This is a genomic window from Novosphingobium sp. (genome assembly GCF_032093395.1).
GTDB lineage: Bacteria > Pseudomonadota > Alphaproteobacteria > Sphingomonadales > Sphingomonadaceae > Novosphingobium.
The window spans coordinates 67,753-82,947 of the sequence record NZ_DAMDBA010000010.1 but is presented as its reverse complement, the minus strand read 5'-3'; the positions used below and the strand labels follow the sequence as shown (position 1 = coordinate 82,947).

11 protein-coding genes are annotated in these 15,195 nt (G+C 65.4%); 6 read left to right on the top strand and 5 right to left on the bottom strand.

Annotated elements, in window-relative coordinates; translation table 11 throughout:
* The first annotated feature begins 15 nt into the window (after nucleotides 1-15).
* The 3 genes from RT424_RS05895 to RT424_RS05885 are packed head-to-tail and all read left to right on the top strand — an operon-like array spanning nucleotide 16 to nucleotide 5,060.
* Nucleotides 16-2,697 (top strand): glycoside hydrolase family 2 TIM barrel-domain containing protein, encoded by a 2,682-nt coding sequence (locus RT424_RS05895; protein WP_313435262.1) that lies wholly within the window; start codon nucleotides 16-18, stop codon nucleotides 2,695-2,697.
* A 36-nt stretch (nucleotides 2,698-2,733) separates the two neighbouring features.
* Nucleotides 2,734-4,254 (top strand): GH39 family glycosyl hydrolase, encoded by a 1,521-nt coding sequence (locus tag RT424_RS05890; RefSeq protein ID WP_313435260.1) that lies wholly within the window; start codon nucleotides 2,734-2,736, stop codon nucleotides 4,252-4,254.
* Nucleotides 4,255-4,289: 35 nt separating this feature from the next.
* Nucleotides 4,290-5,060 carry a FadR/GntR family transcriptional regulator gene (locus tag RT424_RS05885; RefSeq protein WP_409521445.1) on the top strand — a complete coding sequence of 257 codons (771 nt, stop codon included), beginning with the start codon at nucleotides 4,290-4,292 and terminating at the stop codon, nucleotides 5,058-5,060.
* Nucleotides 5,061-5,128: 68 nt separating this feature from the next.
* Here the strand turns inward: RT424_RS05885 and RT424_RS05880 are convergent, their stop codons facing one another.
* Complete coding sequence (locus RT424_RS05880; RefSeq protein ID WP_313435256.1) at nucleotides 5,129-5,941, bottom strand: SDR family NAD(P)-dependent oxidoreductase; 813 nt, start codon at nucleotides 5,939-5,941, stop codon at nucleotides 5,129-5,131.
* 151 nt (nucleotides 5,942-6,092) lie between these two features.
* Between RT424_RS05880 and RT424_RS05875 the strand changes: the two genes are divergently transcribed.
* Complete coding sequence (locus RT424_RS05875) at nucleotides 6,093-6,845, top strand: SDR family NAD(P)-dependent oxidoreductase (protein WP_313435254.1); 753 nt, start codon at nucleotides 6,093-6,095, stop codon at nucleotides 6,843-6,845.
* 281 nt (nucleotides 6,846-7,126) lie between these two features.
* On the opposite strand, the gene RT424_RS05870 is transcribed toward RT424_RS05875, so the two are convergent.
* The 4 genes from RT424_RS05870 to RT424_RS05855 all read right to left on the bottom strand — a co-directional run bounded on the left by RT424_RS05870 (nucleotide 7,127) and on the right by RT424_RS05855 (nucleotide 10,556).
* Nucleotides 7,127-7,471 carry a DUF2322 family protein gene (locus tag RT424_RS05870; protein WP_313435252.1) on the bottom strand — a complete coding sequence of 115 codons (345 nt, stop codon included), beginning with the start codon at nucleotides 7,469-7,471 and terminating at the stop codon, nucleotides 7,127-7,129.
* A 78-nt stretch (nucleotides 7,472-7,549) separates the two neighbouring features.
* Nucleotides 7,550-9,061: a S10 family serine carboxypeptidase-like protein gene (locus RT424_RS05865; RefSeq protein ID WP_313435250.1), complete on the bottom strand. Its 1,512-nt coding sequence runs from the start codon at nucleotides 9,059-9,061 to the stop codon at nucleotides 7,550-7,552.
* 31 nt (nucleotides 9,062-9,092) lie between these two features.
* Nucleotides 9,093-10,382: an aminotransferase class V-fold PLP-dependent enzyme gene (locus tag RT424_RS05860; protein WP_313435248.1), complete on the bottom strand. Its 1,290-nt coding sequence runs from the start codon at nucleotides 10,380-10,382 to the stop codon at nucleotides 9,093-9,095.
* 9 nt (nucleotides 10,383-10,391) lie between these two features.
* Nucleotides 10,392-10,556: a hypothetical protein gene (locus RT424_RS05855; protein WP_313435246.1), complete on the bottom strand. Its 165-nt coding sequence runs from the start codon at nucleotides 10,554-10,556 to the stop codon at nucleotides 10,392-10,394.
* Here RT424_RS05855 and RT424_RS05850 point away from each other — a divergent pair.
* On the top strand, nucleotides 10,555-12,006 hold the full coding sequence (locus tag RT424_RS05850) for a S10 family serine carboxypeptidase-like protein (protein WP_313435244.1): 1,452 nt from the start codon (nucleotides 10,555-10,557) through the stop codon (nucleotides 12,004-12,006). The genes RT424_RS05855 and RT424_RS05850 overlap by 2 nt on opposite strands.
* 149 nt (nucleotides 12,007-12,155) lie before the next feature.
* Nucleotides 12,156-15,164 carry a TonB-dependent receptor domain-containing protein gene (locus tag RT424_RS05845; protein WP_313435242.1) on the top strand — a complete coding sequence of 1,003 codons (3,009 nt, stop codon included), beginning with the start codon at nucleotides 12,156-12,158 and terminating at the stop codon, nucleotides 15,162-15,164.
* Nucleotides 15,165-15,195: the final 31 nt, after the last annotated feature.

Here is a 15,195-nt window from a genome sequence, read left to right as displayed (position 1 = left end):
TCGGGAGAGCAAGAGATGAGCGAATTCAAACGGGCAGCCGCGGCCATCCTCTGCGCGGCGATGGCGGGAAGCGTGCTCGGAGCCGCGCCGGTGGCGGCCGCGCCTGCCGAAACCAACGCCAGGCCGGACTCCACGCGCGCGACGATGGACCTGTCGCAAGGCTGGCGGTTCCGCTTCGGAGACGAGAGCTTGCAGGTGACCGACGCTGCTTTCGACGACAGCGCCTGGGACAAAGTCTCCGTCCCCCACAGCTGGAACCACATCGGCGCCTACGCGCTGAGCCGCGGCGACGAGACCGACAATCGCCAAGGCGTGGGCTGGTATCGCCTCTGGGTCCAGGCCCCGAAATCGCGGACCGGGGACAGGCAGTATCTGGATTTCGCGGCCGTCGGCAAGATCGCCGAAGTGTGGGTCAATGGCCGTCAGGTCGGCACGCACAAGGGCGCGTTCTCGCGCTTCCGTCTCGACGTGACCGATGCCTGGAAGCCGGGCGAGCGCAATCTCGTGGTGGTCCGCGCGGACAATTCCAAACCCGAACCGGGCAGTAGCACCTCCGAGGTCATTCCGCTTTCGGGGGACTTCTTCGTGCATGGCGGCATCTACCGCGAGGTATCGCTGCTCCAACTGCCCGCGGCATCGATCGACCCCCTCGATTTCGGCGGACCCGGCGTCTACGCGCGGGCAACCGAGATCACCGACAGACAGGCGACCGTCGAAGTGCTGACGCGGCTGCGCAATGCCGGAGCCGCGCGGGGCCGCCTATCGCTATCCACCGAGATCAGGGACGCCAACGGCAAGATCGTTGCCCGTACGAAGCAGCCGGTAGCGCTGGCATCCGGCACCGGCGAAGCGAAAGCACGGCTTGCCATCGCCCGCCCGCACCGCTGGGACGGACGAACCGATCCCTACCTCTATTCCGTGACGGCCACCCTTGCAGACGGAAAGACGATCCTCGATCGCGTCTCGCAGCCGCTCGGGCTGCGCACGTTCCGCTTCGATGCCGATGCCGGCTTCTCGCTCAACGGCCGCCACGTCAAACTGCGCGGGGTATCGCGCCATCAGGATGCGCTTGGCTCGGGCTGGGCGCTCACGCCGGCGCAACATGCGCAGGACATGGCCCTGATCGAGGAACTCGGCGCGAACACCATCCGGCAGGCGCACTACCAGCATGCCGATCAATGGTCCGATCTGGCCGACAGGGCCGGGATGGTGGTCTGGGCGGAACTGCCTTACGTCACCGCGCCCAGTCTTTCCGGCGGGCAGGGCTCGCCTAGCCTCTGGGCCAATGCCGAACAGCAGCTTCGCGAGCAGATCCGCCAGAGCTACAACCACCCGGCCATCCTGATGTGGTCGGTGGGCAATGAAGTGGATTCCGCCAAGGGATTCGGCGTCAAAGGCAATCCACCCAAGCCGCTCGCCCTGCTCCGGCACCTCAATGCGATCGCCAAGCAGGAAGACCCCGATAGGCCCACCACTTTCGCGGACTGCTGCGAAGGCCTCAGCCTGGTGCAGACCGCCGGCGAGAAGCTGGCCGGAACCACCGACCTGATCGGCTACAATCGCTATTACGGCTGGTACTATCCCAATCCGCTGGAAGCGCGGAAGGATCTTGGCGACACGCTCGACACGTTCCACAAGGCGCACCCCGCCCTGCCACTATCGCTGACCGAATATGGCGCGGGCGGAGCGATCAGCCAGCATAGCGACGACGTGCTGAACGGTTTCGTCAACTTCGTCGGCCGCCCGCACCCGGAGGAATACCAGGCCTGGGTGCATGAGCAGGTCTGGCCCTCCATCGATAGCCGCAACTTCGTCTTCGCGAGCTGGGTCTGGGCCATGTTCGACTTCTCCAGCGACCTGCGCGACGAAGGCGATGCCGTGGACCTCAACGACAAGGGCCTGGTCACGGCCGACCGCAAGACGCGCAAGGACGCATTCTGGTTCTACAAGGTCGCCTGGGGAGACAAGCCCGCCATCCGTTTCGCCGGCACCCGCTATGCCGATCGCGCCTACCCGGTGATGGACGTGAAGGCCTATTCCACGGCCCCCGCCGCCACCCTCACCATGAATGGCAAGACCATCGGCGAGACGCCTTGCCCGCAGTTCGTCTGCGAGTGGAGGAACGTGGCGCTGCGCCCCGGTGCCAATGCCGCGACGGTTTCGGCCGATGTGGCCGGCCAGACCGTTCGCGACGAAACCTCGTGGAACGGGCCGGACCCGGATCGCACGGGTCTGCGCATCAATGCCGGCAGCCTTGCCGGGCTCGAACTCGGCGCACGGCATTTCGGATCGGATACTTTCGTGAAGGGCGGCAAGCCGGTGGTGCTCAACCTCGTCGGCTTCGGCGGACGCTCTATGGCCCCGATCCGCAAGGTGGAGGCCACCGATCCGGCGCTGTTCGAATATTGGCGCGACGGCAGCGCCTATGCCTACGACATCCCGCTGCCGAACGGCCGCTGGACCGTGACGCTGCGCCTGTTCGAACCGCGAAAGACGCCCTCGCCCGAACAGGCGCTGACCGTCACTGCCAACGGCCAGGTGGCGATCGCGGGCATCAACCTGCTGAAGGCAGCGGGCGTACCGCTCAAGGAAGTGGTGCGCAGTTTCCCGGTTATCGTGACGGACGGACGGCTCAAGCTCGATTTCGCCAGCGTTTCCGGCAACGCCGCGCTGGCGGCCATCGAAATCGCACACTGATCCATCCGCGCCTCGGGCAAATTCCTGGAGAAAACCATGTTCGATCGACGCACGTTCCTTGCATCGGGCGCTGCCGCAGCAGCCCTTTCCACCGGCAGCCTACGTGCCGCCGCCGTTGCTGCGGAAACGGTTCGGGTCGACACCCGCGTCGTCATGGGCGCCCTTCCCCACGTCTGGGAGGAATCGGTCGGCTCGGACCGTGCCGCGATCACCATGCGCGAGGAATGGCGACAGGACATGCGGATCGGCCTTGCCGAGGCGGGCTTCAAGCGGGCGCGCTTCCACGGCATCTTCAACGACGAGCTTGGCGTGTTCGGCAAGAGCATCCTGGAAATGCGGCGCAATGGCGGGCCGAACTGGCTCAACGTCCACCGCGTCTATGACGGCCTGCTCGACATCGGCGTCAGCCCCTATGTCGAGCTGAGCTTCATGCCGGGCAGGCTGGCTTCCGGCAAGACGCAGTTCGGGTTCTACGGCGGCAACATCACCCCGCCCACCTCCGATGCCGAATTCGCGGGCTTTCTCAAGTCGTTCACGGCCGCCATGGTCGATCGCTACGGCATCGACACCGTCCGCACCTGGCCGTTCGAAGTCTGGAACGAGCCCAATCTCTCGTTCTTCTGGACGGCGGACAAACAGCGCTACTTCGACATGTACAAGGCCGCCGCAGTGGCCATCAAGTCGGTCGACCCGCGTATCCAGGTCGGCGGCCCGGCAACTTCGAAGACGGCGTGGATCGGCGATTTCGCGGAGTGGTGTGCGGCGAACAACGCCCCGGTCGATTTCTTCGCGACCCACGTCTACGCCGGTGACGACCAGAGCGAGGTGTTCGGCAAGGACGCGCCGCGCCGCAACGTCAACGACGTGATCCCCGATGCCCTGGCCAATGCGCGCCGGACCATCGATTCGGGTCCGCAGGCCGGCAAGCCGATGTGGCTGTCCGAATGGTCGTCGGACAGTCCGGCGATGATCGCCCATGTCATCGCGCAGGGCATGGCGCATTGCGCGGGCATGTCGCAATGGACGCTCAGCGGCATGTACGAGGAGCTGGGCGTGGACGACTACATGCTCAAGGAAGGCTCGATGGGCTGGAGCATGATGATCGACGGTATCGCGAAGCCCTCGTTCAACGCCTATCGGCTGCTGCACCGTCTCGGCACCGAGCGTCTCGCCGCGCAAGGCCCCGCGCTGGCGTCGCGCGACAAGGCAGGGCGCATTTCCGTGCTCGTGTGGAACCTTGCGGAAGTGGACCAGCCCGGCGGCATTCCGGGCATGACCGCCGAGCGCAAGATACGCGGCGCATCGAAGCGCATCACGCTGGCGCTGGACGGCATCAAGGGCCGTAGGAGCGCGGAGGTGCGCTATGTCGACTGGGAGCGCGGCTCGCCCATGCCGGCCTGGCGCGCAATGGGCTCGCCCCAGTATCCCTCTCGCGCGCAAGTGGCGCAATTGCGCAAGGCTTCGCTTCCCGTGGTAGAGCGACGGCGCCTCGAAAGCGACGGCACGCTGACGCTCGACCTCCCGCCGGAAGGCTTGGCGCTGGTCGAAGTGATCTGAAGTTGGTCAGGGAACAGGGCAAAGGCGTGGACATCATCGGCGCGAAAGACTCCAGCCCCCATGACTTCGCGGCCGATGAATCGCGGCTATACAGACGCGTGGCCCGCGCCCTGATCGACGACCTGCAATCCGGCACCTACACCGTCGGAGATCGCATGCCTGCGGAGCGCGATATCGCTGCCCGGCTGGGCGTGAGCCGCCCGGTCGTGCGCGAAGCGATGCTCGCGATGGAAGTGCTCGGTCTGGTGGAAGCCCGGCTGGGATCGGGAACTTTCGTGATCCGGCTGCCCGGCGACCGGGAGGAACCTGCGTTCACGGTCAGTCCGTTTGAACTGGTGGAGGCGCGGCTGCTGTTCGAGGGCGAAGCCGTGGCCCTGGCGGCCCAGCACATCAGCGATGACGAGGTTCAGCGCCTGGAACGTCTGGTATCCGCCATGCAGCATGAGAATGCGAAGGAAGACGGCGAAGAGAACGCCGACATGGCTTTTCACATGACGATCGCGCGGGCAAGCCGGAACGCCGCCGTGGAACGGACCATCGAGCAACTCTGGCTGCTGCGCTCGACCTCGCCCGAGTGCCGCCTGCTTCTGGAAAAGGCGCGGACCGCGAACGTGCGCCCGGTCGTCGAGGAACATGCGGCTATAGTCGCAGCGCTGAAAATGCGCGATCCCGCCGCGGCCAAAGCGGCCATGCACGCGCATTTGGGCGCCGTGCTACAACACCTGCTGTTCGCGTTGGAAGAAGAAGCCGTGGCTGCGGCACGCCAGTCGGTCGAGGCCACCCGGCAGCGCTTCCAGCGTCCATAGATGGGCAACGCCCAGGGGGCGTGGACCAGACGGCACACGCCCCCTCCCCCTGTCTATCAGGGCGTCGATCAGGCGGCGATGCCGCCATCGAGAAGCAAGGTGCTGCCCGTCATGAACATCGACAGGTCCGAGGCGCAGAACAGGATCGCGCGGGCGATATCGTCGGCCACGCCAACCCGGCCCAGCCGGCTCGCGCCGATGCCGGGAATGGGGCAGTTCCTGATCGTCTCCTCATCCCACTCCGCGATGAACATCGTCTTTTCCGTCAGCGAGAATCCCGGCGCCACGCCCAGGACGCGAATGCCGTGCCCGCCCAGTTCGATGGCAAGCTGCTTCGTAAGCCCGACGACGCCATGCTTGGATGAGCAATAGGCCGCCTGCCCTTCGGAAATGCCCATGACGCCGGCGAGCGAGGCGACGTTGACGATCACCCCGCCCTGATCCGCGGCGATCATACGGCGAGCCGCTTCGCGCGCGCCAACGAACGCTCCGCGAAGATTGATCGCCAGGACGTTGTCGAACTCTTCCTCGTCCAGGTCGAGCAGCGGGGTGAACGAAGGGATGCCCGCATTGTTCACCCAGATGTCCAGCTTGCCGAACTTGCTCTCGGCAAGGTCCGCCACCGCAACGATGGAACCGCTGTCCCCGGCATCGAGCCGCGTGGATGAGACATCGGCGGAATAGCGTTCGGCAAGCTCCCGGGCGGTCGTGGCAGCGGCCTCTTCGTCGATATCGGCCACGATCACGGCGGCGCCTGCTTCGGCCAGGCGCCTGGCGGTGGCTTTCCCAAGGCCCCAGGCCGCCCCGGTCACGACCGCGCTCCTGCCCGCAAGGGAAATCAGCTCGCTTATGGAGCGGCTGGAGACGTCCGGAACTGGCATTTTCACTCTCCCATATCGGTCGCGCGATCCGAATCGCGCGCTTGCCCCCTGCCTATCCAGACGCTGGACACGGCGCAAGTTATGCGCCACATAATCGCACAAATGACAAGCCCGGGCAAAGCGACGGGCCAAGGAAAATGGGAGAGTGCAAATGGTTGCCAATCGCGTGGTCGTGGTCACGGGCGGAGCTTCGGGTATCGGCCTGGGCGTGTGTCAGCTGTTCGCCCGCAAGGGACATCCCGTTGCGATGCTGGACATCCAGGAAGAAGCGCTGGAGCGGGAAAGCGCCGCGCTGCGATCCGAGGGCGCTCGGGTAATGGCGCGCCGGGTCGACGTTTCCGATCGGGACGACGTGGAGGCCGTCTACTCGGCGATCCGGTCCGAACTGGGGCCTATCGCCATCGTCGTGGCCAACGCGGGCATATCCGAAGGAATCCGCTTTCTCGACGTCACCCTTCCGGTCTGGCAGCGCATGATCGACATCAACCTGAGCGGAGTCTTCCATACCGTGCAGGCCGCCTTGCCGGACATGGTCGCGGCGAAATGGGGGCGCGTGATCACGATCTCCTCTCAAGCGGCGCAATCGGGCGCCACCGATCGCGCCCACTATGCGGCGGCCAAAGGCGGCGTGATCGGCCTGACCCGCGCGCTGGCCCGAGAGTTCGCGGCAGACGGCATCACCGTCAACACGATCCCGCCCTCGGTCGTGGCCACGCCAATGGCCGATCAGGGGATAGCGGCCGGAACCTTCCCGCCTCTGGACGTGATCGCCCAGCATATACCGATCCCGCGTGCCGGCACCCCCGAGGATATTGCCGCCGCCTGCGAGTACCTTGCATCGGATGGCGCCAGCTACGTCACCGGCCAGGTTCTGGCCGTAAACGGCGGCATGTTCATCGGCTGATCAGCTCAACCGCCGGATGCGCGGATGCTCCGGGGATACGCACCACGGCATGCCCTGAACTTTCACGCCGTGGATGGCCGGCACCGGCCATCGCCGCGCCCCGCCTTCCAAGCGCCGCCAATGCCCAAAAAAAAGCCAGCCACGGGGGCCGGCTGGGATAGGTTTTGGGAGAGGATGCCTGAAAGGCAAGGGCGATATGGTTCTACCGAGCCGCCGATGCAATTGTGGATTTTGCAACAACAATTGCCTTTTCGGTGCCGATTCCCATGCGCCCGGCGCAATCAGGATTGCAGCGCAACGATTTCCAGCCGCAGCGAAAGCGCGCCCCCGGCAATGGCCAGCAGACGATCGATGTTCGGATGTGCCCCCGGGCGCTGCCGTGCATCCGCCGTATGCTCTGCGAACACCAGAAGACCATGCTCGGCCGCTTCCCGGTCCAATACGCCAAAGCTCTGTTGCAGATACTGGTAGACCGCCAGCGAGCCTTGCTTGCCGGGCTGATTCTCGATGCTGTCGATCACCGTGCCCTCCGCGTCGATCAGGTGAAGGCGTTCGATGCCTTCGATGGTGGGCAATTGCTGGAGATTGTCCTTGAACGTGGGCAGCGGCAGAATCTTGGCGAGCATGTCTCGAAATCCCGTGTGAATGACGGGGCGCCGCGTAACACTTGCCGCAGCGCAGGCAAAGATGGCAGCGCGGCCTGTTCAGTGGCGCAGTTGCCCTGCCCATTCCCGCATGTCCGCCGCAAAGCGCGCCAGCTGGCTTTCGTCCTCGAAAACCGAATGCCCGGCTGCGTAGGTTTTCGAAGTCCGTCGGTCCGGCCCGATCCCGGCATGGTCCAGCGCGAACTGTCCCGCCGCGACCGGCGTGGTGATGTCGTAGTAGCCGCCCACCGTCATCAGCTTCATGCCGGGCTTGTCGGCCATGGCCTTGGCCAGGAACGGCGCGAAGCGAACGGTGCGATAGACCTCGCCGCGGCCCCAGTCCCACTTGAAGTTGATGCCGAGATTGAGCGTGCGGTAGGGGCTGGGCAAGGCATAGCCCAGATCCTTGCCGATGTAGTCTGCAATGAGATGGCCGGTCTCTCCGCCCAGCGTCATCGAAGGATCGTCGAACGGAGGATGCATGTTCGATTCCTTGATCGCGCGGGTCGCGCGCCCATCGAGTTGCCCCGTCCGCAGGCCCTTGCCCGATAGCAGGCCCAGCATGAAGGCCTGCCGGTCGAGTTGCAGCCCGTCCTTCTCCAGTTCCGTCGCCAGGAGACCGATCAACTCGCTCATGCGCGCCGCTACCCTGGCCCGCTCGTCTGCGGAAAGCGAAGCGCCGGCAATCAGCGCGCGGGCGTAGTCGCTCTCGGCAAAAGCGCGCGCTTCGGCAAAGTGCTGCTCGACGGATTTGCCCTTGCGGTCGATAGCCTGATGATACCACGCGACGGCGGCCAGAGTGGGCAGCAGCGAGACATCCGAGATAACCGGTCCGTCGCTGTCGCCCAGCGAGAGCGAGAACAGCGCCACCCCAGCAGGCAGCGGCAGCTTCGCCTTGCTTTCGGCATCGAGCATGGCGGCGGCCCGCGCCGTGCCATAGCTTTCGCCCACCAGCGCGAAAGGCGCATCGTCGCGGCCATTGGTCCGGCGCCAGCGCTGCACCACTTCCGCCACCGCCGCCGCGTCTCCCGAGACCGAGAACAGCCCGGATGCGTCGGCGCCCTTGATCGGCATCGACGCCCCCGTTCCCGGAGGATCGATGAATACCAGATCGGCCACGTCGAGCAGGCTGTGGGGGTTGTTTTCCAGCCGTGCGGCATCGCCCTTGCCGACGATGCGGCACGGGCCGAAAGCGTTCATGTGCAGCGGCGAGGAAGAGGCGCCCGGCCCGCCGTTGAAGAAGAACAGCACGGGCCGGCTGGCTCCACCCGGAACACGGGCGACATAACCGTAAGTGACCACGACCGCTGCCGCCTGCCCCTTGGCGTCGGCAACCGGGGTCTCGGTGACGATGGCATCATAGGCCAGCCTCTTGCCGCCGAAGGTGCCCTTGTGGTGCGTCAGCACGACCTTGTCGCTGGCGGCCGCGCGCTCCACCATCGGCTCCATGGCCTTGAGGAACACCGGCGGCATCGGCAGGCTGTCATCCTGGGCCAGCAGCGGCGCCACAGGCAGGAGAGCGGCAAGGGCGAGCAGGCTGGAACGTGCGAAAACGGTCTTCTTGGCGGACATTGCGTCTGTTTCCGATCAGGAGGAGGCAGGCTCAGGATAAAGCGGGAAGGGCAGCGATCAGGCGCTCGATATCGTCCATCGCGTTGAACCATGAAGGGCAGATGCGGAAGCGGTTGCGGCTGAGCGTGATCGCCACGCCCGCCCGGTTCAGCGGTTCGGACAATTTCTTGTGCGCATCCGGAAGGACGCAAGTCAGCAATGGAGTGCGAGAATCCGGCGGCGTCACCACCTCGTAGCCCTTAGCGCGCAAAGCCTCATGCAGCCGGCGCAGCATCGGCTGCCGATGCGCCATGATGTTGTCGATGCCGAGTTCCAGCAACTTCGCCAGCGACCAGTCGAGTTGCGCCATCACCGCGTGGGAATGGGTGCCCATGGCGAACATCCCCTCCGCATCGGCGCGCGGGTCCATGTCGGCTATGGTGTCTCCCGGCGCGTCGTAGGGATAGACGTGCGGCCTGAAGCCTTCGAGCTGATAATAGCCGAAGCGCTTGCGCTTGAGCCGCGCCAGCCGATCGGGGCGGACATAGAGAAAGCCCAGTCCGAAATCCCCCATGAGCCACTTGTAGCTGGCCGTTGCGGCGAAATCGACGCCGCTGGCCTGGACGTCGATCGGCACGGTGCCGGCTGCATGGATGATGTCGGCATAGACCAGCGCCCCGCGCGCATGGGCGATCTCGCAGATGCGCGTCAGGTCATGCTCGAAACCGTTGTAGGTGGAGACCAGCGAGAGGCTGACCAGACGCGTGTCGGGACCGATCGCCTTTTCGTAGGCGTCGGGATCGATGCGCCCTTCCGTCGGGCGGATCCAGCGCACGTCCACGCCCTGCTTGCCGAGTTGATCGTAGAGCCAGAACGAGCCGAAGAAATGCAGCGTATCGGTGACGACGCTGCCCTTCGCGGCAGGCAGATCCAGCGCATCGACGATCGACTGTTCGCCGGCGGTCGTGCTCTGGACAAAGGCAAGATCCTTCGGCGCGGCATTGATCAGGCGGCCGAACGCGGCCTTGATCCGCATCTCGGTGTCATGGCTGGACCATTCGCGCATTTCCGCCCGCGACTGGTAATAGGCATCGACCGCCGCCTTGGCGGGCAGGGGCACCGGATGCATCGTGCCAGAATCGAGGTAGACCTTGCCCATCGGCGCGAAGTCACCGGGCCGCGCCAGCGATGACGCCTGCCACGCCAGCGATGCATTCGCAGCCGGGGAAGCGGCGAGCGCCTCTCCCGCGATGGCCGGAGCCAGCGGCAGAAGGGCCGATCCGCGCAGCAGGGTGCGGCGGGAGAGTGCAGGTTTCAAGGGCGAATCATGTCGCTGGTTCATTTACGCATCCTAGGCAAAGGCTTGCGCATAAGAATTGCGCATTTTCAGCTCGAGCGCCTCGATGGCGAGTTCGGCAGCGAACGCCGCGCGCGCTTCCGGCTTCTTTCGCGCATAAACTTGCCTCTGCAACTCGGCTAGGGTGGTGGAAACGCAGACCCAGGAAAGACCGCCCATGCCCCCGAAGTTTACGCGCCTGCTTGGAGCCGCGCTGACTCTCGCCGCGCTCGCTGCTTGCCCGCAGGCGCTGGCGCAAGCCGCGCAAGGGCTCTGCACGCCGGACGAAGCCGCCGTTTCGGCCCGGCTGGGCGAACTGGACTACGCCGCCTGCGCCGGTACACTGCCGATCAGCGACGACCAAGGCGCCAGGCTGGCTGATCTTTTCTACACGGCCTACTTCGCCCATACCGCGCATTCCGGAACGCGGCCCATCGCCTTCGTCTGGAACGGCGGTCCGGGCGCGGACTCCCGCCTGCTCCAGTTCCGCGCCCTCGGTCCGAGGACGCTGCACGGAGGCGAACTGGGGGACAACGCCAACAGTGCCTTGCCCGCCGCCGATCTGGTGTTTCTCGACCCCGCCGGAACCGGCTTCAGCCGTGCGGCGACAGAAGCGGCGGCGAAGAAGCTCTACTCAACGACCGGCGATCTTGCCGCGACGGCAACCTTCATCCGGAACTTCCTCAAGAGCCGTGGACGGGAAGCTTCTCCCCTCTACCTGGTCGGCGAGAGCTTCGGAACCTGGCGCGCGGCCGGCGTGGCGGAAGCCTTGATCGAGGCCGGGCAACCGGTGGCGGGCATCGTGCTCATCTCGGGCGGAATTCCGATGGGCGAGGAGCGCGACCGAGCCCTGGCGCGCGCGCTGACCCTGCCCAATCGCACGGCGACGGCACTAGCGCTCGGCAAGCTTGCCCCCACTCTCTCGGCGAATTCAGCCCAGACCCTTGCCGACGCCGAGGCATGGGCGCGCAAGGTGTGGTATCCCGCGCTCTCCCACCCGGACGCTCTCGACGACAAGGCCCGTGCCCGCGCGGTGACCGGGCTAGCTCGCTACACCGGCCTTGCACCTGCCGCGATCGATGCCAAAACGCTCTGGGTTTCCCCCCGCGACTTCCGCACCAAACTGCTCGCTTCGGAGGGCAAGACGCTCGGCATCTTCGACATGCGCCGCACCGCGCAGCCTGCCGACGAGAAGGCTGGGGATGCCGCCGTCCTGCACTTCTACCGCTCCACACTGGGCTATCGCGCGGGACAGTACGCCGGGATCGAGATTCCGGATCTGTCCGTGGGCAACGACTGGCAATACGACCAGTCACCGATCACCCCGGAATCGCTGGCCCGTGCGATGGCCGGCGAAGGGCCGCCCAGCGCCTCGCAGCCCTGGGTCATGCGCGCCATGGAAAAGGCGCCGGCGATGCGGGTCATGGTGGCCACCGGGCTCTATGATTCCCTCAACGGCTGCGCCGCGATGCGGCAGGCTGCAGCGGACTTTCCGCAGGCACTCTCGCAGCGGATCACCACGCATTGCTACAGGGGCGGACACATGATGTACGAGGAGCCCGCCGAAGCTACGCAATTCGCCAAAGACCTTTCCAACTTCTTCGACAATTCGCCAACTCGGAAGCCGTGAGGCTAAAAATTCCACCGTCTGGCGGAATTGTGAAATTTCAATTCAATCGCGGCTTGTGACGCCCGTCACAACGCAACCCTCTTCCAGCCTGTCTGCGCTACCTTCTCCTCAGGGATTGAAAACGTAGACAGAACATGAGGGGTAGTTCGATGATCCAGTCACGCATGGAGAGGGCCGGCCTGGCGGCTCTCATGGTTTCCACGGCTGCCGCTGCACTGCTGGCCACGCCGGCCCTGGCACAGGACAGCGCACCCGCCGCCGATGACAGCGCCGCCGCGGTGGACATCGTGGTAACCGGATCGCGTATCCGCCGTGATGCTTCGGACGAGACCGCCCCGCTCAATGTCGTGGACAGCCAGACGATCTCGGATCGCGGCTATATCAGCGCCTCGGACGCGCTGAACCAGCTCACTTCGAATAGCCCGATGCTGAATCAGGCAGACGGCAGCGGCGAAGGCAGCGGCTCCGGCCAGCAGTTTCCCAACCTCTTCGGCCTTGGTGCCGGTCGCACGCTGACCCTGCTCAACGGCCGCCGCATGGTGACGAGTTCGTCGGGCCTGGGCGATGCGCAAGTCGATGCCAACATCATCCCGCTAGGGCTGCTGGACCGGGTGGAAGTGGTTCAGGGCGGCGGCGCGGCGGTCTACGGTTCGGACGCCATCGCCGGTGTGGTCAACTACGTGCTCAAGGAAAGCTTCGAAGGCCTCGAACTCGACGGCCAGAACGGCATCTCCTCGCGCGGCGACTACCACACCTACAGCCTGCGCGGCACGGCGGGGAAGAACTTCGCGGACGGCCGCGGCAATGTCGCCATCGACCTCAACTACGCCAAGTCACCGACGCTGATGTTCGCCGCGCGCCCGCTGTCGGCGCTCGGCCGCCTGACCGTCAGCAATCCGGACGACACCGGGCCGAACGACGGCATCCCCTCGGTGAAGGAACTGTTTGACGCGCACTTCTGGGAGTTCAACTCCAACGGCGTGCTGTTCAACACGCCCGCGCCTTTCACGCGCTTCCTCACCCAGTCGAACGGAGTGCCGCTTCAGTTCGATCCCAGCGGCAATGTCGTGTCCTACGATCCCGGCACCCAGGTCGGCATTCCTTTCTCCAGCGGCGGCCAGGGCTTCGCCTATCGCGACCTGGCCGGCCTGCGCACCGGACTTGAGCGCTTCACCGGCAACCTGATCGCGCATTACGACCTGACCGACGCGATCACCCTGCGCACCGAACTGCTCTATGCCCATACCGAGGGCACCGAGATTCCGCAGGGCCAGAGCCGCACGATCCTGAACTTCGGCACTTATGCGGGTCCGGTGATCTTCACGATCGACAACCCCTACCTCACCGACCAGGCCAAGGCCGCGCTTTCCGCCGCGCGTCCCGCCTTTGCCGCCGGCGCGCCGCTGTTCCTGTCGAAGTACTTCAACGACCTGACGCCGGACAATCTTCAGCGCTACAAGACGGACACCTACCGTGCGCTCCTCGGCGTCGACGGCGATTTCTCGGCGGGCAGCCGCAACTTCTACTGGTCGGTTTCGGGCAGCTATGCCCGCGTCGAAGGCTCGCAGCGCCGCTGGGAAGTGGACAACGCCAAGTACGCGAACGCCATCGACGCCGTGCTCTCCGGCAACCAGATCGTCTGCGGCATCAATGCCGACGCCGATGCCACGAACGACGATGCTTCCTGCGCGCCGATCAATCCCTTCGGCAACGGCAATGTCTCCAGCGCCGCGCAGAAGTATGTCAGCGTCCGCGCCGGATTGGACTATCGCAACGAGCAGACCGACTTCCTGGCCACGATCGGCGGAGACGTGGTCCAGCTGCCCGGTGGCACCGTCAAGTTCAGCCTCGCCTACGAGCACCGCGACGAGCAGGTGTCCTACACCCCGCTCGCGGCCAACCGGCAGGGTCTGTTCGGCGGCGGTACGCTGGAAGTGGCGCAGTCGGCCGGTTACAACACCGATGAACTTTCCGGCGAACTGCTGATCCCGCTGATCGACAGCGCGATGAACGTGCCGATCGTGCGGATGCTGGAAGCCAGCGCGGCAGGCCGCCTGGTCGATAACTCGATTGCCGGCAAGGAGCAGGTCTGGGATCTCGGCCTGCGCTGGCAGCCGGTGGACGGCGTGACCCTGCGCGCCAGCCGCAGCCGCAACTTCCGTGCTCCGACACTGGCGATGCTGTTCGCCCCGACGACGACCTCGCTCGGTTCGGTGGGCTACGACCCCTGCGATGCCGACCGCATCAACAGCGGCGCCAACCCTTCGGTCCGCTATGCCAACTGCCTGGCAGCCTTCACCGCGAATGCGAACTACGGCGTCGAAGCGGACGGCACCAATGCCGGGCTCAGCCCCGCCGAACGCCTCGCCCGTTTCCAGGATCCGGCCGAAAACTTCGAGCGCGCCACCATCACTACGGGCGGCAACCCGAACCTGCGCAACGAGATCTCGGATACCTTCACTTACGGTATCGTTATCCAGCCGAAGTTCATCCCCGGCCTGACGATCAGCGCAGACCGCATCGAAATCGACCTCAAGGACGGCCTCTCGGCCTTCACCACCGAGGACTTCACCGCCACCTGCTACGACAATACCAACCCGGATCCGGCGGTCTGCAATGCTTTTTCGCGCATCGCCTCCTCGGACGGCGTGAGCCCCGGCGGCACGATCCTGGCGGGGACGACGACGACCTTCAACGCCGGTGTCGTCAAGTATCGCGGCGAAGTCTACGCTATCGACTACAGCTTCGAGCCGGGCCGCATCGGCGCGTTCCATGTCGGCGTGAACGCCACGCACAACACGCTGCTGACCACCTCGGTCACCGGCGAGAACTACATCCGCACCGACAACACTTACGAGAAGCCCACCTGGGAAGGCCGCTTCAACCTGGACTGGACCAAGGGCCCGGTGCGGGTGAGCTACCAGGCCTATTATCTCGACAAGACCCGTGCCGCCTATGACGCCACGATCGAAACCAACCCCAACCCCATGCTGGACAGCAACCTGACGCACTCGATCTCGGCCCAGGTCGAAGCGGGCGCCATCACATTCCGCGCCGGCATCGACAACTTCACCGACGAAGCACCTTCCTACCCGCAGATCGCCTATGGCGACATCCTCGGCCGCCGGTTCTGGATCGGCGCCAAGCTGAAGATGTGACGGGGTACGGCGGCGCCGGGAAACATTCCCT

What these genes read in the sequence shown, in the direction of transcription:
- RT424_RS05870 (WP_313435252.1), bottom strand. Translation starts at nt 7,471, where the DNA reads ATGCTCGCCAAGATTCTGCCGCTGCCCACGTTCAAGGACAATCTCCAG.
- RT424_RS05855 (WP_313435246.1), bottom strand. Translation starts at nt 10,556, where the DNA reads ATGGGCGGTCTTTCCTGGGTCTGCGTTTCCACCACCCTAGCCGAGTTG.
- RT424_RS05845 (WP_313435242.1), top strand. Translation starts at nt 12,156, where the DNA reads ATGATCCAGTCACGCATGGAGAGGGCCGGCCTGGCGGCTCTCATGGTT.
- RT424_RS05895 (WP_313435262.1), top strand. Translation starts at nt 16, where the DNA reads ATGAGCGAATTCAAACGGGCAGCCGCGGCCATCCTCTGCGCGGCGATG.
- RT424_RS05850 (WP_313435244.1), top strand. Translation starts at nt 10,555, where the DNA reads ATGCCCCCGAAGTTTACGCGCCTGCTTGGAGCCGCGCTGACTCTCGCC.
- RT424_RS05875 (WP_313435254.1), top strand. Translation starts at nt 6,093, where the DNA reads ATGGTTGCCAATCGCGTGGTCGTGGTCACGGGCGGAGCTTCGGGTATC.
- RT424_RS05890 (WP_313435260.1), top strand. Translation starts at nt 2,734, where the DNA reads ATGTTCGATCGACGCACGTTCCTTGCATCGGGCGCTGCCGCAGCAGCC.
- RT424_RS05880 (WP_313435256.1), bottom strand. Translation starts at nt 5,941, where the DNA reads ATGCCAGTTCCGGACGTCTCCAGCCGCTCCATAAGCGAGCTGATTTCC.
- RT424_RS05860 (WP_313435248.1), bottom strand. Translation starts at nt 10,382, where the DNA reads ATGAACCAGCGACATGATTCGCCCTTGAAACCTGCACTCTCCCGCCGC.
- RT424_RS05865 (WP_313435250.1), bottom strand. Translation starts at nt 9,061, where the DNA reads ATGTCCGCCAAGAAGACCGTTTTCGCACGTTCCAGCCTGCTCGCCCTT.